At 33.6% G+C, this 16,382-nt stretch carries 25 protein-coding genes, 1 pseudogene and 1 other annotated feature; of the genes and pseudogenes, 23 read left to right on the top strand and 3 right to left on the bottom strand.

Going from position 1 to position 16,382, the window contains the following annotated elements:
* Position 1: 1 nt before the first annotated feature.
* Entirely contained in the window at positions 2-469 is a 468-nt protein-coding gene (locus QM406_RS05870; protein WP_311523747.1) for an 8-oxo-dGTP diphosphatase, read from the top strand.
* Here QM406_RS05870 and QM406_RS05865 read toward each other — a convergent pair.
* A complete protein-coding gene (locus QM406_RS05865) occupies positions 466-981 on the bottom strand; it encodes a transcription repressor NadR (RefSeq protein ID WP_075228334.1) in 516 nt (171 codons plus the stop codon). The genes QM406_RS05870 and QM406_RS05865 overlap by 4 nt on opposite strands.
* A gap of 18 nt (positions 982-999) precedes the next feature.
* Positions 1,000-1,527, bottom strand: coding sequence for an ECF transporter S component (locus QM406_RS05860; protein ID WP_414273694.1), 528 nt, complete (start codon positions 1,525-1,527; stop codon positions 1,000-1,002).
* Positions 1,528-1,714: 187 nt separating this feature from the next.
* Positions 1,715-1,850 (top strand) — a sequence feature (ribosomal protein L10 leader region).
* Between the two features lie 38 nt (positions 1,851-1,888).
* Between QM406_RS05860 and rplJ the strand changes: the two genes are divergently transcribed.
* The 3 genes from rplJ (at position 1,889) to QM406_RS05845 (ending at position 3,485) form a co-directional block, all read left to right on the top strand.
* A complete protein-coding gene (gene rplJ / locus QM406_RS05855; protein WP_049503273.1) occupies positions 1,889-2,389 on the top strand; it encodes a 50S ribosomal protein L10 in 501 nt (166 codons plus the stop codon).
* Positions 2,390-2,462: 73 nt separating this feature from the next.
* The gene (gene rplL, locus QM406_RS05850; protein ID WP_001196968.1) at positions 2,463-2,828 is read left to right on the top strand and encodes a 50S ribosomal protein L7/L12; all 366 of its coding nucleotides are present in this window, start codon (positions 2,463-2,465) and stop codon (positions 2,826-2,828) included.
* Between the two features lie 333 nt (positions 2,829-3,161).
* Complete coding sequence (locus QM406_RS05845; protein WP_315639264.1) at positions 3,162-3,485, top strand: DUF2185 domain-containing protein; 324 nt, start codon at positions 3,162-3,164, stop codon at positions 3,483-3,485.
* A 261-nt stretch (positions 3,486-3,746) separates the two neighbouring features.
* Here QM406_RS05845 and QM406_RS05840 read toward each other — a convergent pair.
* Positions 3,747-3,904: pseudogene (locus QM406_RS05840) on the bottom strand (IS982 family transposase); the annotation flags it as partial.
* A gap of 524 nt (positions 3,905-4,428) precedes the next feature.
* Here QM406_RS05840 and QM406_RS05835 point away from each other — a divergent pair.
* The 19 genes from QM406_RS05835 to QM406_RS05745 all read left to right on the top strand — a co-directional run bounded on the left by QM406_RS05835 (position 4,429) and on the right by QM406_RS05745 (position 15,894).
* Positions 4,429-4,920, top strand: a complete 492-nt coding sequence (locus tag QM406_RS05835) for an Imm26 family immunity protein (protein ID WP_414273693.1) — start codon at positions 4,429-4,431, stop codon at positions 4,918-4,920.
* 52 nt (positions 4,921-4,972) lie between these two features.
* Positions 4,973-5,125, top strand: a complete 153-nt coding sequence (locus tag QM406_RS05830) for a hypothetical protein (protein WP_414273692.1) — start codon at positions 4,973-4,975, stop codon at positions 5,123-5,125.
* A gap of 476 nt (positions 5,126-5,601) precedes the next feature.
* Complete coding sequence (locus QM406_RS05825) at positions 5,602-5,880, top strand: HNH endonuclease signature motif containing protein (protein ID WP_414273722.1); 279 nt, start codon at positions 5,602-5,604, stop codon at positions 5,878-5,880.
* 1 nt (position 5,881) lies between these two features.
* Complete coding sequence (locus QM406_RS05820; RefSeq protein WP_414273691.1) at positions 5,882-6,535, top strand: hypothetical protein; 654 nt, start codon at positions 5,882-5,884, stop codon at positions 6,533-6,535.
* 199 nt (positions 6,536-6,734) lie between these two features.
* Positions 6,735-7,364, top strand: coding sequence for a hypothetical protein (locus QM406_RS05815; RefSeq protein ID WP_414273690.1), 630 nt, complete (start codon positions 6,735-6,737; stop codon positions 7,362-7,364).
* On the top strand, positions 7,361-7,786 hold the full coding sequence (locus QM406_RS05810) for an RHS repeat-associated core domain-containing protein (RefSeq protein WP_414273689.1): 426 nt from the start codon (positions 7,361-7,363) through the stop codon (positions 7,784-7,786). The genes QM406_RS05815 and QM406_RS05810 overlap by 4 nt, the downstream gene beginning before the upstream one ends.
* The gene (locus QM406_RS05805; RefSeq protein ID WP_414273688.1) at positions 7,743-8,348 is read left to right on the top strand and encodes an immunity 26/phosphotriesterase HocA family protein; all 606 of its coding nucleotides are present in this window, start codon (positions 7,743-7,745) and stop codon (positions 8,346-8,348) included. Before QM406_RS05810 ends, QM406_RS05805 begins: the two co-directional genes overlap by 44 nt.
* Before the next feature lie 121 nt (positions 8,349-8,469).
* A complete protein-coding gene (locus tag QM406_RS05800) occupies positions 8,470-8,760 on the top strand; it encodes a DUF6881 domain-containing protein (RefSeq protein ID WP_414273687.1) in 291 nt (96 codons plus the stop codon).
* Positions 8,760-8,903, top strand: coding sequence for a DUF6881 domain-containing protein (locus QM406_RS05795; protein WP_414273686.1), 144 nt, complete (start codon positions 8,760-8,762; stop codon positions 8,901-8,903). Before QM406_RS05800 ends, QM406_RS05795 begins: the two co-directional genes overlap by 1 nt.
* A 271-nt stretch (positions 8,904-9,174) precedes the next feature.
* Positions 9,175-9,351, top strand: coding sequence for a hypothetical protein (locus tag QM406_RS05790; RefSeq protein ID WP_414273685.1), 177 nt, complete (start codon positions 9,175-9,177; stop codon positions 9,349-9,351).
* 33 nt (positions 9,352-9,384) lie between these two features.
* Entirely contained in the window at positions 9,385-10,080 is a 696-nt protein-coding gene (locus tag QM406_RS05785; protein WP_414273684.1) for a hypothetical protein, read from the top strand.
* Positions 10,081-10,324: 244 nt separating this feature from the next.
* Positions 10,325-11,083, top strand: a complete 759-nt coding sequence (locus QM406_RS05780) for a hypothetical protein (RefSeq protein ID WP_414273683.1) — start codon at positions 10,325-10,327, stop codon at positions 11,081-11,083.
* A gap of 354 nt (positions 11,084-11,437) precedes the next feature.
* Complete coding sequence (locus tag QM406_RS05775; protein WP_414273682.1) at positions 11,438-11,824, top strand: barstar family protein; 387 nt, start codon at positions 11,438-11,440, stop codon at positions 11,822-11,824.
* A gap of 112 nt (positions 11,825-11,936) precedes the next feature.
* The gene (locus QM406_RS05770) at positions 11,937-12,359 is read left to right on the top strand and encodes an SMI1/KNR4 family protein (RefSeq protein WP_414273681.1); all 423 of its coding nucleotides are present in this window, start codon (positions 11,937-11,939) and stop codon (positions 12,357-12,359) included.
* A 245-nt stretch (positions 12,360-12,604) separates the two neighbouring features.
* Positions 12,605-12,793, top strand: a complete 189-nt coding sequence (locus tag QM406_RS05765; protein ID WP_414273680.1) for a DUF443 family protein — start codon at positions 12,605-12,607, stop codon at positions 12,791-12,793.
* Between the two features lie 837 nt (positions 12,794-13,630).
* Positions 13,631-14,047 (top strand): immunity 70 family protein, encoded by a 417-nt coding sequence (locus QM406_RS05760; protein ID WP_414273679.1) that lies wholly within the window; start codon positions 13,631-13,633, stop codon positions 14,045-14,047.
* A 294-nt stretch (positions 14,048-14,341) separates the two neighbouring features.
* Positions 14,342-14,788, top strand: coding sequence for a hypothetical protein (locus QM406_RS05755; RefSeq protein ID WP_083312412.1), 447 nt, complete (start codon positions 14,342-14,344; stop codon positions 14,786-14,788).
* Positions 14,789-14,862: 74 nt separating this feature from the next.
* The gene (locus QM406_RS05750; protein ID WP_414273678.1) at positions 14,863-15,237 is read left to right on the top strand and encodes a hypothetical protein; all 375 of its coding nucleotides are present in this window, start codon (positions 14,863-14,865) and stop codon (positions 15,235-15,237) included.
* Positions 15,238-15,744: 507 nt separating this feature from the next.
* Positions 15,745-15,894: a hypothetical protein gene (locus QM406_RS05745; protein WP_414273677.1), complete on the top strand. Its 150-nt coding sequence runs from the start codon at positions 15,745-15,747 to the stop codon at positions 15,892-15,894.
* Positions 15,895-16,382 lie beyond the last annotated feature (488 nt).

Below are 16,382 nucleotides of genomic sequence, written 5' to 3'. Positions count from 1 at the left end.
TATGTCTAGAGCACAATTAACCATTTTAACTAATATTTGCCTGATTGAAGACCTTGAAAATCAGCGCGTGGTTATGCAGTATCGATCGCCTGAAACCAACCGCTGGTCTGGCTATGCTTTTCCAGGAGGTCATGTGGAAGATGGTGAGGCCTTTGCAGAATCTGTTATTCGTGAGATATACGAGGAAACAGGTCTGACGATTCAAAATCCTCAACTTGTCGGCATTAAAAATTGGCCACTAGATACAGGTGGTCGCTATATTGTCGTTTGTTATAAGGCGACTGAGTTCTTTGGTACCCTTCGCTCTTCAGATGAAGGAGAAGTTTCTTGGGTGCAAAAAGACCAGATTCCAAACTTGGATCTGGCCTATGATATGTTACCTTTAATGGAGATGATGGAAGATCCGGATAAGTCTGAATTTTTCTACCCTCGCCGTACAGAAGACGATTGGGAAAAGAAAATCTTCTAATCCTTTACCAAATAACCTAACTTGTCCAAGGCCTTTTCGATATAGAGGAGGTCTTGTTCGTTTTCAGCTTCGACTAGGTGATAATGGACGCCATCTGTTAATTCAGAAAGTGGTCTAAAGTCAGACCGTTCGACTTGCTCTAAAAAATGCTGAACGTCCCGGCGACAAGAGAGTTTGAGTAAGGTTTCAATTTCTCCGTAGACAGGATGATCAATTAAGGTATTCTGAACACGTCCCCCATTATCGACGATAGCTAGAAGTTCTTGACCAATTTCTTCCATCTCGTGCTTAACTTTAAACAGTTTGTGAACATAAGGATTGGTTTTATTCTCTTTATAAATATAGCCACGATTGGTTGATAAGATCGGAGCACCATCAGCACGTAGAACAGCAATGTCCTGAACGATAATCTGACGGGTTACATGAAAACGGTCTGCTAAAGTTTGACCATTTAGAGGTTTTTGAGACTCCTTTAACAGTTGTAAAAGTGCTTCTTTTCGATTTTTTGTCATATTCTTCTTTCTTAACGCTTAACGGCGTTTTTTTAATGCTTTATAAACAGCTAAGGCTAAATAATAGTCTACCATACTATGAATAATTGTACCAATACCGACCAAGACAAATAAGACATAGAACATATTTTCTACATTTGTTCCAGTTCCTGCATAAAAGATAATACATGCAAAAACTTCGGCGATGGCATGAACCAAACCTAGGATAAAGTTAAAAATCAATGAAGATTTCTTATTGTCCAAGGTTTGAGGATGTTTTTGAAGATAGAAAGCACCCAGACTTCCAAAAAAGATATGGGAAAATGCACGAAGTACGATAACAATTGGATATCCCGCCATGAGAAATCCTAAACTAGAAGCTATAATGACAAAGATAGCCATCCAGGGAGAAAGAAACATAGCGATAAAAATAGCAACGTGACTTCCTAGAGTGTAGGAAGCGGGAGGAATGACAATTTTAAAGGGCATCACCAAAGGAATCAAAATAGCGATAGCTGTCAGCAATGCGGTCAAGGTCATGAATTGTGTTTTCTTTTGTGTATTCATAATAACTCCTTTTTATCTGTATATACAGTTGTATAGTACAATAAAAAATCAAGCAAGTCAAGAAGCAAAATTGATTTTAGAGAAGATTTTTTTAAATGAGGAAAAAGAATGCTAAAAAGAATCAATAAAATTTAAAAAAAATAAGCAAAAGCTCTTGCACTAATCAAAATAGTGTGGTATACTTATAAACGGTTTGAAAAAACTGCCTAAGACAGTAGGGGAGCTCGACTCATAAATATCCTACCGAGGACAAAACGTATCATTTAAAAAGAAGCGTATTGTACTTTCGTGTCTAGGTTTGGGCGCGTTTTTCTTTTGGAAAAATTCCCCAAGCAAAATAATTACGGAGGTGAACACACTAATGAGTGAAGCAATTATTGCTAAAAAAGCGGAACTAGTTGACGTAGTAGCTGAGAAAATGAAAGCTGCTGCATCAATCGTCGTTGTAGACGCTCGTGGTTTGACAGTTGAACAAGATACAGTTCTTCGTCGTGAGCTTCGTGGAAGCGAAGTTGAGTACAAAGTTATCAAAAACTCAATCTTACGTCGTGCAGCTGAACAAGCTGGACTTGGAGAATTGGCATCTGTTTTTGTTGGACCATCTGCTGTAGCATTTTCTAACGAAGATGTTATCGCACCAGCGAAAATCTTGAACGACTTTGCTAAAACTGCTGACGCACTTGAAATCAAGGGTGGTGCAATCGAAGGCGCTGTCGCATCAAAAGAAGAAATCGTTGCTCTTGCAACTCTTCCAAACCGCGAAGGACTTCTTTCTATGCTCCTTTCTGTACTTCAAGCGCCAGTGCGCAACGTTGCTCTTGCAGTCAAAGCGGTTGCAGAAAGCAAAGAAGACGCAGCTTAATCTTAAGCTACGCAGCGTAGCCTAGCTACAAAAATATAAACATAAAATATAAACTTATTTGGAGGAAATAACAATGGCATTGAACATTGAAAACATTATTGCTGAAATTAAAGAAGCTTCAATCCTTGAATTGAACGACCTTGTAAAAGCTATCGAAGAAGAATTTGGTGTAACTGCAGCTGCTCCTGTAGCTGTAGCTGCTGCTGGTGGTGCTGAAGAAGCTGCTAAAGATTCATTTGACGTTGAATTGACAGCTGCAGGCGACAAGAAAGTCGGCGTTATCAAAGTTGTACGTGAAATCACAGGTCTTGGTCTTAAAGAAGCTAAAGAACTTGTTGATGGTGCACCAGGTGTCATCAAAGAAGGCGTTGCAGCTGCAGAAGCTGAAGAAATCAAAGCTAAATTGGAAGAAGCTGGAGCTTCAGTTACTCTTAAATAATAGAGTTTCCATGAAAAACAACCGAAGCTTAGGCTTCGGTTTTTTTATTGGTTGGGATATATAGTGAAATGAAATAGAATCTGAACAAATTTACCAGAGCAGTTAAGTCAATTTTTAGCATTTTTTAGAATTCACAGTGTACAGTTTTGTATAGTAGATTGAATTTAGAATAGTACGTTACGGATTCTAAACATTTTTAGAAATCAATTTGACTTTCCTAATCTCTTTGTTGACATCTTATTTCAATCCACTAGATAAAAGGTAATGGGTTTGAGTAGTTTGTCTTGTCTGATTCAAGTTAAGAACTAGCTAACATAAATAGAGGTTATAAATGTGAGTAATAAAGGAATGGGATTAGGTGCTTCAATAGTATCTAATAATATTTTAAAAAATAAGGCCAATATAAAATGGATATTACGTGAGAACAGTGTTAATGAGTTAGATAACGGATGGCGTTTTTTATCCGAAATAGATACAGAAGAATATCTATCACATGCTGAAAATATGTCGATATGTGACTGGAGTACAATTGTTGAAATAGAACCAGCAGTATTATCAATTTTTAACATGCCTATTGGAACAGAACTCATACTTATTTACGAAGGTGAGAAGAAGTATTTCATAGATTCAAGTAGTGGTCAAAAATTATCTTACTAGGGTATTGAAGCTGACTTCATCTACTTACGATTTCATAGGATGATGAGTGCTATGAAGCGAAAATAGATACTATATAGATTTTGTCTAATCTATTTGAGAAATATTCCTACTAAAGGACAAGTTTGAAAGAAAGCTGAACTTGACAATTGAAGCACAAGCTATTATGATAGTCAGGGAACGGATTTAAATATTAAAATATTAGATAAATTAGCAGGAATGATGATTGGAATATAAAAATTAGAGTTGTGATGATAGTTAATCTTAAAGATAAACAAGTATAATTTTTTCCAATCCCAATTGCAAATCTACCAAGCCGCTAGCCAGTGTTTTTTTGACATAAAAGGAACAACACAATTTTAAAATAGAGTTTCAATGGTCCTTCTTATAGCTCTTAGTTTCCAATGATTATGTTCTTTAGCATTGAAGTAAAGGTATCTAAAGATGGTAACTTTTCTGCTTAAACTAATTTCCGAGTACATAACTAAAACTCATTTAAAATTAAAAAGAGCAGAAATGTTTACTTTGACAACAAATATATTCTAGTTCTTTGTTAGAAATTCTTTCTTTACTTTCCTAAAATACTGTAAGATTCATTGATTAGTTGGTAATTTCTAAGTTAATAACTGTATTAGGATATTTATTAAGTAGCCTGTCAACAAAAAATGTACTTTGATTTTAATGGAGTGTTAATAGGAAATCCAATTGGTAACTCAAATAAATTGAATAAGATCAACAGCATGAGTCCAAAAAATACATTTCATGATGAGGCTATTATGTAGGCTTAAAATAATAGAAAGGTGGAGATTATGATTTTTAATAACTTGATGAAAGAAGAGATAAAAAAATTAATAGTCTTCCAAACGAAATACAAAGAAAATTAAAAAAGTTTGAAGAGCTTGATTCGAGCGATTATCAACTCCAAGTAATAAAACCTAGTAATGAGTTGCCTAAAGAAGGGGATATATTTGTTTTATCACCCAAAAAAGGATATTATTTTTTGGGGAAAGTCATGGAATCAAACATTGAATCAAGCAATAGCCTGATGAGTGGAAGCCATGTTGTCGTAATATTTTCAACATGTTTCAATACTATGGATATCGAAATATTTAACCCTAACTATCATGAATTGTTGACGGATCCTTTTATTGTTAGTAATCAATATTGGGAAAAAGGTTACTTTTACGTAATTAAACATTCTCCTCTCAATGAAGAAGAGAAAAAACTGGAGATAGGATTCTATAAGATTCATCCTTTAGGAGATTCATTTTGTACCTCAAGTGGAGAGCGTTTAGAACATGAACCTCAAATTTTAGGAATGTACGGACTTTGTACAATTACAGGAGTAGCTGCTGAAATTAACCGTTCATTAATTATGAATCCATCTATCATTGCTAATTTTTTATTAAAGAATGATAATCTGTCTACAAAAAATTGATAGTTTCATAAAAAATGATGAAGGTATAATTACGATAGATATTGGAGACAAATTGGTTAGAGAAATTTCAAATTATATTGAAGTACATTTTGGAATTTACATGAATGGTTATAATTGGGAAAAATTTTTAGATTCTTACTTCCGTAAAAGTAAGATGAAGAAATTTGAAGATTTAGAGATGAATACGGATGCTGGAACCATTTAGTTACACTTTTTAGACGGGGATTTTGTCATGAATAAAGATCTATATGACCAGATTGTTTATTTATTTATGAATCCACAAATAATCTATTCTTTTATAAGTAAATATAATAACGAAATTATGTGGGAATGACACTGTCTCGTTAAACTCTTTAGCTTCTACTTTTTGTGAGCTGTTTTTTACACATTACGTAAATACAGATGGAATTTTAATTATACTGAAGAACCAATAGTTGTTTTTTATAAAACCGAATTAGGAACTTGACGTGAAGAATAATGTATCAACTAATTTTCAAATATCTCACATCATATTGTTGATTACATGGAGTAATGATGAAATAGTGGAGTGGACAAATGATTTGAGAAACATTATATATTTTAAAAAAGGATTACTGACTGAATAAGTAGTACAAAAGACGGTGCAGAGTATCTTAGAATGTTGTTACCTTTTCAGAGAATACTAAAAGTAGTTAACATTTCATTCTACAATGGAGTGATACAGTAGGTGAAACAATAAGTGATGCGACTCAAAAGGAATTCATTATAAAAGAGAATGGGGTAAGAAATGGTGGGGGAGTTCGTTCAGACTTACCTGTAGAAATTTTATATAAACCTCAAAAAGCTGGTAAACATAACGAGTGGCAAATAGATCATATTATTCCTAAAACCAAAGGTGGTTCTAATAGCTATGCTAATGCACAGTTTTTTCCTAGATTTGAGAATAGAATGAAATCTGATGATGATTCAGGAGGTGATTGAGATGTCTTATGATGTAAATGTAAAGACTTTATATGAAGGATGTTATTTAGCAAGTATTTCTTGCGCAGTTATGTCTGCTAAATTTCCAGAACTATCTTTTGAGCACTCTTGGGACGGGGCTAGTTATTCTGTTCAGGATGGTTTTGGCAGTCGAGGAACTGTTACGTTTCAAAATGATGTTTGTGTATGTGCTATTCGGTCTGATAATAGTGAACGTTTAAGCCATTTCCTTCCTTATACATACTATTTTGAAAATTGTCCAGTTCAAAATTTTCGATTGGCTGAGGAAGAGACCTTGCAATATCTATTGGATGAAAGGAATGGAGAGATTCTCCCAGTTATTACAGCTTGTTTCTGGAATAACGGGAATGAGTTAGAATCTAATGATAGTTGGAAGGATATATTCTCTAACGGTGGGGATATTTTGATTCCTCAACTCTCTTCTTTTAAAATTGGTTTAGAGCATTGGAAAAATTACTATGGTATGAATACCGCGGAGTTGAATTTAGTTGTAAAGTTATTCAAAGAAAAAGTGTCTAATCCGCAACAAGATATCAGACTGGCTGATGATGTAGAAATCTTATCTAAATATGGATTAGAGGGCTTTAAGGAAGCTAAGGGATTATTAGAAGGCATGTGCATTTATGTGGATTAGTAGACAATCTGTTAATTAAAATCAATAAATCTCTTGAAGATTTTCTTCAGGAGATTTTACTTATGGTTCACTATAAAGTTTACTGCTAGCTGACTATGTTGCTATAAACATCGCTTTTGAGAAGAACTCAGAAAAGCTAGACTACATCTACGACACCGAGAACTGCCTGCTTGCGATCAAGAACAAGAAGGGTCTTCTCATGGCTGTACTTTACGACGGAGATGAGAATCGTGTTTTCACTGCTAGCCGCAAGGAAGGCAAGTACACCTATCAACTCTTCCAACGCAAAGCCGAGGATACTCAATCTGGGGATCAGGTAACGCATGCAGGTAGAGATAAGTCAGGTCGCAAGTCGCCATATACAGCTCCAAGTGGGGAAGAAAACTCCCTCTTCTGGTATGGCTTTAGCCAGAATGTCCTCCAATCCCTATCCACCCTACCACAGACAGTAGGAAGCATCTGGCACAGCATCTTTGACAATGTGTTGAGAGCCTACCACCAGAAAGTGGCTAAGGGTCGAGAAACTAAGGAAGGAATCGTCGTCAATCCACCAGAACTTGGGAACCTACCTGGACAGGGAGAAGTAACCTATGCCAGTCAGGTTCAGAATGTCCTCATCCCTTATACCATACGAGAGGATACCTACAACTACTACGAGGAACGCAACTATGTCAATGATATCAATCGTGAACATACAGAATTCCTTGAAACCTATGACCATGATGGCAAGGCACGAGAGATCTATAGTTATGGCAAAGGTCGAGCTAGCTACCTCAACAACCAAACAGGTGACAGCTACAACTACTTGGAAAACAGTCGGGCTCTGTGACAGGTTTGACCAAGGATGGAAAAGCCGTCGCATCAATTATCTATAATCTCTCTGGGGCAAGAAAGACAAGCACAGACCCAACAGCTCAGCCGTTTGCCTATAACGGCGAGGATTGTGATGATACTGGACTTGACTATTTACGAGCAAGATATTATGATAGTCAGGGAGGTACTTTCTTAACTGAGGATAGTTACTCAGATGAGGAAACAGATCCCTTCTCAGCCAGAACCGTTACAGTTATGTGCAGAATAACCCCGTCAACTACACCGACCCGAGTGGGTACTTCTGGAACAGTATCAAAAAAGGTTGGAACTATGTTAAAAAGACAGCCTCTAATGCATGGAATGGTGAAAAATATCTTAATGGAGGAAATTAATAATGAATACAAATCTAATAGCTTTAAGAAGAAAAGAACGTTATGAAAGTTTAAATTTAGAAATTCAGAAGGAGTTAGATAACTTTTATGACACAAAGGCAGCTACTCATCAACTAAAAGTGATTAAAAAAAGTAGGTCAATTCCAAAAGTGGGAGATGTATTTCTTGTGTCTCCTAGGGAGGGAATCTACTTTTATGGTAAAGTGCTGGTTTCTAATATAGTTAGAAAAGTTCGGGATACTTTTGTGGAAGGGAAACATGTTGTATTTATCTTTAAAGGAAATACTCATGAAAAAAATATTGATAAATACAAGCCAGATTATTCTAACTTGTTAATTCCACCTGCTATTGTAGGTGATGCATATTGGAAAAAAGGATATTTCCATACTATCGCTAATATTCCCTTAACAGAGGAAGAGAAAAAGCTGGATTTTGGATTCTATAGTATTCATTGTAAAGGGAACTTTTTCTGTAAAGAGACTGGAGAATTATTGGATAAAGAGCCTAAATTATTAGGGATACATGGAATAACAACCATCAGTGGAATCGGAATGGCAATTGAAAGAGAATTAATTATTAATCCTTCCTTATTAGAAGAAACTGAGTAGCTTGAACTTTGCGATAATCATTAAAAACTACAGACACGACAGGGAATCCATTCGCCTAATGAATCTTCTCTTGATATAACAAATCGTATTGTAAATCATGGTGAAAATTAGGAGGAAGCTAATGAAATATTATAGAACTTATTGGGAGCAGTCATCTCTCGAATATGCAACATGGATATTTTCGGAAGTTGATAATCAGGGGTATGAGATTAGAAAACTAGAAATTTTTTTAGATGGAAAAATTAGTTATTATGATGCTAATATTCTCTTTGAGTTGGGTGAATTTCCTACCGATGAAGATTTAGAATCTATCAACGACAGTGAGGAAATTACCGTAATAGAAATTTCAAAAAATGATTTTGAAAAAACATTACAACTTTTTAATGATAAAAATCAGACGGGGGGCCAATAATGGAATACTATCGAACTTATTGGCAACATGATGATTATCCTGTTTGGATTTATTCTGAAATTGATAATCATAGATACGATACTAGAAGAATTGAAATATTTGGGAATGGAAGTGCCAAATATTTTGATAATAGAACTCCATAGAACGCTTTGACATATATATGTGATTATGAGAGTGAGACTGTCGGGTAATGGTCACTAGTGGAGTAGTAATAGTTAAATAGTTGAAGCTCCTTAGGCTGATGTGGTGATGACGAAGCCCACGGTTGAACGTCTACCAATGACAGTAGAAAATTTCCAAATGTTTGCGGTTAAATCGGGTACTTTAATATCTAAAGTACGATATTGGAAAAATAAATTATCTGCTGCAGAATATAGAATTTAGAGATAATGCTCCTCCATATCAGATCTTTGAATGAGAGTCAATGAAGGGATTAGTCTGCCGATGCATGATTTTGCAATACCAGGAAATGTCATTACCAAGAAAATAGAATCTGATCATATATTCTCAAAGAAAAAATTTGTTACTTTGGAGGGATTTGATAAGAAAAGAAGTAATCTTAGAAAGGAAACTTCAGAGCATGATAGATAACTTTATCTATGATAAATAAATTGGAGGTAGTTTATGAATGAAAAATTAAATTTTTTAAAGAAATATGTGCCATTTGGAGAGATGGTCGAGATTTTATCTAATTTTGAAAATCTGTCCAATCATCCTATTCCACAATATTGGCGGGATGCCTTTCAAACATCAGATTTTTCTAAAAGAAAACAAATCATCCTAGGAGAATGGAAAAAATATCTAGCTGAGGAACTCAGCAATACAATCTCATATCTAGAGGAATTTTCAGAAAATATAGATCTTATCAAAATTGGAAACAATTACTCATTGCTTTATTCGATTAGAACGTATCAAAGCAATAGCTTGGTTTTTTATGAGGGCAAAATGCCGATTTCGGACCAAGAGTTTACAGATCACTTTAATCAGTCCAAACTAGAACTTGACGGAAGTATCCGTGATTTCTATACACACATTCATGCAGGTTTTAATGATTTTACCAGTAAAAGCATGGGCTTAGACGATCTAGATATGATTGAACCAATAGCTGATTATGATTGGGAATTTGAGGATCAGTTAACAAATGACATTTCCAGTTATTACAATTTTTTTAGCAATGGTATGGGAACGTATCTCGTATTAGACTTGTCTAAACCAATAGATGAAGGAGGTGTATTTTGGTCAAAGGATGAGTTGCCAGAATATCCGATACCTTTTTGGGATTATGTAGATGAATGGATAATTATCGGTTTAGATTTTTGATGACATAGGATTATGAGTTAAATCAATCTAAAATCTCTTGAGGAATTTATTCTTCAGGAGATTTTTTTACTTATGGTGTCATATAAAGTTTACTTATAGCTCAGAAAGAATATGTTTGCGTGAAAGCTGAACTTGACAATTGATGCACAAGCTATTATGATAGTCAGAGAACCGATTTAGGTTTTAAAGCATCAGATAAAATAGCAAAATTTACGATTGAGATATAAAAAAGAGATATTGAGGTATGAAAGTGTGTAGAGTAATAAAATTATTTTCGGATCCGATTTCTTCAGAGCACTTGGATTTTTCTTTTCAGATTGCTCATGAAACTCAAGAGGCAGATATAGTTCAGGTATATGATGGAATCCAGATATTCAATTTATCAGTTAATTATATTAAGTATCTATCGTTTGTTAGTAAAAAGTATAGTGAACTATATAATAAAGAATATGAACTTGATGGCTATGGAATCTACCAAGTTTTTGATAGTAAATTATCGAAAGAAGTTAGCTATCGGTCTTGTGGTATATGGTCAGCTGATGATTTTAATCATTATGTTTTTCTTTCTAATAAAGGTATGATGGAAATACTCATAAATGTTTCCTTGACATTTAAATTTGAAAAAACAGCTACTGAACTGCAAAAAATATCGGGCGTCCCCTTGAAAATAAGTGAAGTAGGGAACATCGAGGAAGGTTTATATTATGTAGAAACTAGTTTAACCAATAATGGTGAGCTCTATTTGAAAATCAGTGATAAACTTATAAAATGTGACGATTTTGTTGCTTTTAGATTGATTGATGAAGGACTGGATTTACGTTCAATTGAATCGGAATATGAGTTAGATATAGCTACTATTCATCCCGAAAATCATTTTGTTTATCAAGTTTTAAATGGTGGATTTATGGGGCTTGCCCAATCTATTTTATCGAGTTATAAGGTTATAAATACTTTGAATTACAATGCCTATTTATTAGCTTATGAACGCGATGCTCAAGACTAACCAAAATGTTAAAAAGCAGAGATTCTGGTAAAGGACTTGCCTACTTTAGAAAATTCATCCAATACCCCAACAAATCCTAACAGCCAAAAACTTTATCGATATACATATTAATAAGCATATCAAGGTTGATGAAGGTATTAGTAAGAGTTTAAGAATGGCTAAGTTATTGCTAGATGCTCATTCTTTTAACAAATGTAAACCATTAGATTATACCCAAAAATGTATAAAGTAATGCTTGAATGGGTATGGAGAAAGGCCAACAAGAACTACTAGAGTTGCGGAGTGCTGGATAAAAAAGTGATACTAGTATGAATTTGAAAAATTTTTTTAAACAGTTTATGAGGAGAACTTTAAGTGAATATTTATAGAAGAATAACAAAGTTAGAGAAAAACTATTTAATGGTTAAGTGCTCTAATGATTTCAATCTAAATATTGATGGGAAAAAAGTACAAAGTGAAGGAGACGCGATAGAGATATTAGCGAACAGTTTTAATATTAATGATCTCCAAGATGGTAATTGGGATGCATTATCTGATAGACTCCAGCGTTCTAATTATATACATCCAGAGAGGATTAATATTTTTCTTAACAATTCAAATGATCTTTTTATCAAGAATGCAAACTCTAAAAATACTTTTTTAGAAATATTATCTGATACAGTTTCATGGTGGGAAGAAGATGTTGAAAGATATATAGTTGATGGAAAAAGAAAAACATTCAATGTATATCTGCTAGATTAATACTAATTGTTTGATATGATAGAAATATAAACATTTCTGTGAAGAAGATAATAGCTAGACAAGTTGGACAAACGCTAATAGTTCAAAAAATTTAAATAAATATAGGTGGATTATGATTGATGAACTGAAAAAGAAGATTGCTTCTACCAAGGGTGTGGACTTTGGACCATTTGGAGAGGGGATTTCTGATGAATGGATTACAAAAGCTGAGGAAAGATTACATTTTATTTTTCCTGAAAGCTATAAATGGTGGCTTAAAAACTACATGGGTGGAGAAATTTATGGAGAAGAAATTTTCAGTATCTATGGATTAGATTTTGATAGAGTTGTAGGTGGGGATATTGTTTACATAAATGAACTGAACCGAAAAGAAGGGTTTAGTAATTCTGAACAATTAGTCATCTGTGAAGGGGAAGATGGCATGTTTTATTTTCAAAAACAGGGAAGTTTGACCAATGAGTTAGCAGTTTTTAGAGATGGAGAATATTATGCTAGCGATTTTATTGAATTTCTCATAAAAAGAATAGACGGCTAGTATATTTTAAAGAATCTATTGGGCTAAAAAAGTAGGGATTATGCTCAGCAATGATAGATAGGAATCCTAAAGAACATCAGTCGATAAGATTTTGTTTTGGCTATGATAGATGATGTGGTAACTATTGTAAAATATAATCACAATATTGCTTGCCTTGATGACGGACTTGATTGTCTGGGAAGTAAAATAGATAATGGGACTGCCTCATTATTTGATCCTAAAAAGCGCTTAGGACGGAGGTAAAAGTGCAGTTGGTAATTATAAACAGCTTGTATAAAAATGTAAGATATCGTGTTTTTGAATGGAATAGCAAGTACTACTTATTGGATTGTGATGCTAGTATTTTATTGCTTTTCTTTCCATTGTTTGCTTTTTTTAGAGCTCATAAATGTTATTGTATAGAGCCTGAAGAATACAAGACATTGCTTTCTTAAACTTATTCTGACATAAAACCATATCAGTTTGTAGGAGCAACTTTATGTATTATTTTCGGTACGACACTATTAAGGAGGCATTTAGTTAAGGTTTTATTACCTGAACTTCCAAATGTAGCAGCAGTATCGAAATTCGGTTTATTATTTATAAGCTTATTCTTCGTGTTGGGGTTTAGGTTTCAATATTCTCATAAAAAAAGACTTTCACTCGACTATGAAGGTCGACACTATGTGTTTGTCAAAATGTCCTCTGCTAACTGGAAAATAGCAGTTGGTAAAATAATGAGCTATTTCATCCTCTTATTTCTACTCTTGTGGTGTGTTTATACTATTGTGGTAACAGATGAAGTTGATTCTTTTATTATATTAGGAATAACTCCGTTTTTATTATTTTTAGTGATGTTCGCCAATATCTCATTATGGGATTTAAAGGAATATCAGATAGTTTTAAAATCTAAGTAAAAATTCCATATAATCGTTAAAATTACTAGTACGATGCCATTGGTTACAGTTGAAAATATTAGAGGAAGTTTAAGAGATAAATTAGTCAGACACGGCTAAAGTAATCAACAATATTATTTATCTGTAAACATGCTTTCCTAGGAAATCAAAGGAAATTAAAGATTGAATAGGATATTGACAATTAAAGCATAGATGTATAAAAGTTTGATCTCGACCATAAACATTGGAAAGACAATTTGCTAGAGATAGTGCATAATAGATAGAAAAAAGGGGATAGCATTTGCTAACATGCAGTAGACAGATGATTTTATTAACAATAATGGGATTTCTGTTGATGTAGACGTAATATATAAGAATAATTTGGAGGTGGATTTTATGTCTGTAGGCTTAATGGTAGGTTATAATTGGTGGACAGTAGGAGAAGGGAGCTTTTTTAATTCATTCTTTTCGACTATATATGTTCAGTTGGAGAATAAAGACTGGGGAAGTAAGTATCCCGTTATCATGAATAAACTTTATTTTGGAGATATTCCTTTGGAAGATATTGAGAGTGGAATAGCAGAGTTGTTATCTATTCAAGAAGAGTTGAAAAAATTTCCACCTCACGACATCATATGGGATTTTGAAGATTTGTCAGTCACTCCTCCTTGGGGTAATCATATTGCTTCCCATATCACAAATTTATCTCAATATTTCATAACTAGTTCAGGCAGTGATTTATTTGAAGTTATGTTAACTTGTTTTAGATTCGCACTCGAGGAAGGTCAAAATGTAGTTGTAAAAAGTATTTGAAGATGGATTTTCTAAAATTTTTAAAGTCCACTTAACCATTAAAATTATTGAAACACCGATTTTTATTATTTCATATAACTCTAAGGTGTAAAAAAATAAACTGATTTTGTAGATTTTTGAAATGTCATCATTTTGACTACAGCCGTAAATAAAATCTGACTTATTAAAACTATCATGGAAACTATTTGTTTAAATGCTAAACGCTAAATCACCTATCTATGGTCATATTTTTATTGTTAAATTTTATAATATAGAGCGATTTATTATATGTAATTATGTAGAGGAGGGAAGAAATTGGATAATATAGTACTACGAAGTGAGTGGTTCGATGAATCGGAAAATTTTTGCGAAGTTAGGCTTACTTGTGAAACAAAGTTTCTAACAATTTATCAAGTATGCTATCTCTTTGAGGATGAGATGACGAAGGTATTACTGACCATGGATGACTATATAGAAAATCCTAATCTAGCAAGAAAGATCATTTTTGGAGATGATAGGGTTGGTGGAAGTGGTTATTTTGTTTTTACTTTTGCACCTATTAATGAAAAAGAAGAGTTAAATATTGAAGTGGATATGGAAGTAGCAGATAATGACGAGGGGCTCCATCGATGTCAATTTTATGTCAAAACTCAATTGGAAAATCTAAAGCATTTTAGAAATCATTTGCCTAGAATTTTTTCAAAAGACTATAAAAGGGCAGTAACATTACATGATGAACAAACTAGAAATGTAATGATTTAGCAAGCGTTTCTCGTTTATTCTATAGATGTATACATTTTTTAGATTTTAATTAAAAAATTGAAGGGGAGAGACTAGTGGACATTTTAAAACTAGAGGAAGAGATTGAGGGTACGAACTACTGGGACGCCTATGCATTAGACTTTAGAGCTTCATTTTTTGGAGATGAATGTAGACTTTATATCGAGGTTGAAAATGGACAATCGGATCAGTATTGCTGGGAGATTGTTTTCTACCGTTGCTTTAAGGTAAACTATGAGACAGATGCTGGTTGGACATGTTTGGAAAGTGAGACTGGTACAAGAAATTTCAATATGAAAGATATTCCTTTTGAAAATCTCATGTCTCACACTGTGCATGATATTAGACTTATCGCCGAGAAAAACAATATGATACAAGCTACAATTACTTTATCAAGTATGTTAATTGAGATTGTATGCCACGATATTTAAGTCTCTAAGGTCCTAGTGAGTGAACAGAACTTCTTTTGGAAGGTTTAGTTTTGATAATGATTAATGGTTGAACTAGGAAATTCTCTCATTTTTTGAAATGATTTAGTTAGGACTTAGTGAGAATCTGACTTGAAGGTTGACGATCAAACAATGATGTCAGCTGGATTCTAAAAGGCTTTGAAATTGCTTTAATATGTGAATAGACATAGAATGAATGGCAATATAATATTGAGACTATAAGTTTTGATAGGATAACTAAAAAATGGAAATATAGCTACGCTTAAAAGGGAATTCTAAGGGACTGATTCTTCAGTCAAAATCGACATATGACGAAAACTGGATAGATAGAATTGAAATCGTTCAAGAAGAGGAGCCTTATCATCTACGTACAAGTGATAAAGAAATTTTTTATTGAGAAAACTCGAATCCATTTCAAAAAAGAAAAGAATTGTCGCCCAAGGACCATATCATGACTCGATTTATGATGAAGAAGAAAGGTGTAACCATTTGTGGAAACCAACATATTGGCAGGGAATCTTTCAATACAATTTTAATAATTATGAAATGACAACTATTGGCTCAGGTACTAAAGGAGATATCTTGCCAGTCACAAAAACGGATATCCGATTACTGTCTATGCAAGTAATTTCTCAGTAGCAGGGAAGAGAAATTTTTCCCTCTGTACTGGAAATACTGAAAAAATCGATATTTTACTGCTCTTTTATGCAATCCAGTATATTAGTGGATTTAACTTTTTAGACATCAATTCCTTATCTGCAAGATTTCATCTCTCTTACCAATTTAATACTCGTTCTGCAATAAGGAAGAAGTATTTAGAAATGCTTCTAGAAAGTAGAAAACCATTTCGTCAATAAATTATCATTGTGTATTTTTATCAGCTCTTCTTATAGAAATGTGTCATTGAAGTTTGTACTTTTAGTTTCAGGAATACGATCGGTGAATGTGATTGATAATATTCTAAAGAATTGGAAAGATTAGTAAGAATTAATACTGAGAAAAAGCTAAATTCGCAAACTAAGTTCCACCGCTATTAGAAGTGGAAGTTAATCTGATAAAAATCCTAAAAACCAGTGGAAATCCGTGTCAGGGTAAGTTCCACTGGTTTTAATAATGCTTGATTTCAT

The organism is Streptococcus infantis (assembly GCF_047465035.1).
Classification (GTDB): domain Bacteria; phylum Bacillota; class Bacilli; order Lactobacillales; family Streptococcaceae; genus Streptococcus; species Streptococcus infantis_T.
The sequence above is the reverse complement of the archived record's forward strand: the minus strand, read 5'-3'. Positions and strand labels throughout refer to the sequence as shown.

Coding starts and splice junctions, on each gene's coding strand:
- QM406_RS05820 (WP_414273691.1), top strand. CDS start 5,882: ATGTCTTATGATGTAAATGTAAAGACTTTATATGAAGGATGTTATTTA.
- QM406_RS05815 (WP_414273690.1), top strand. CDS start 6,735: ATGGCTGTACTTTACGACGGAGATGAGAATCGTGTTTTCACTGCTAGC.
- QM406_RS05770 (WP_414273681.1), top strand. CDS start 11,937: ATGATTGATGAACTGAAAAAGAAGATTGCTTCTACCAAGGGTGTGGAC.
- QM406_RS05805 (WP_414273688.1), top strand. CDS start 7,743: ATGAATACAAATCTAATAGCTTTAAGAAGAAAAGAACGTTATGAAAGT.
- QM406_RS05800 (WP_414273687.1), top strand. CDS start 8,470: ATGAAATATTATAGAACTTATTGGGAGCAGTCATCTCTCGAATATGCA.
- rplJ (WP_049503273.1), top strand. CDS start 1,889: ATGAGTGAAGCAATTATTGCTAAAAAAGCGGAACTAGTTGACGTAGTA.
- QM406_RS05760 (WP_414273679.1), top strand. CDS start 13,631: ATGTCTGTAGGCTTAATGGTAGGTTATAATTGGTGGACAGTAGGAGAA.
- rplL (WP_001196968.1), top strand. CDS start 2,463: ATGGCATTGAACATTGAAAACATTATTGCTGAAATTAAAGAAGCTTCA.
- QM406_RS05865 (WP_075228334.1), bottom strand. CDS start 981: ATGACAAAAAATCGAAAAGAAGCACTTTTACAACTGTTAAAGGAGTCT.
- QM406_RS05780 (WP_414273683.1), top strand. CDS start 10,325: ATGAAAGTGTGTAGAGTAATAAAATTATTTTCGGATCCGATTTCTTCA.
- QM406_RS05795 (WP_414273686.1), top strand. CDS start 8,760: ATGGAATACTATCGAACTTATTGGCAACATGATGATTATCCTGTTTGG.
- QM406_RS05790 (WP_414273685.1), top strand. CDS start 9,175: ATGAGAGTCAATGAAGGGATTAGTCTGCCGATGCATGATTTTGCAATA.
- QM406_RS05870 (WP_311523747.1), top strand. CDS start 2: ATGTCTAGAGCACAATTAACCATTTTAACTAATATTTGCCTGATTGAA.
- QM406_RS05785 (WP_414273684.1), top strand. CDS start 9,385: ATGAATGAAAAATTAAATTTTTTAAAGAAATATGTGCCATTTGGAGAG.
- QM406_RS05860 (WP_414273694.1), bottom strand. CDS start 1,527: ATGAATACACAAAAGAAAACACAATTCATGACCTTGACCGCATTGCTG.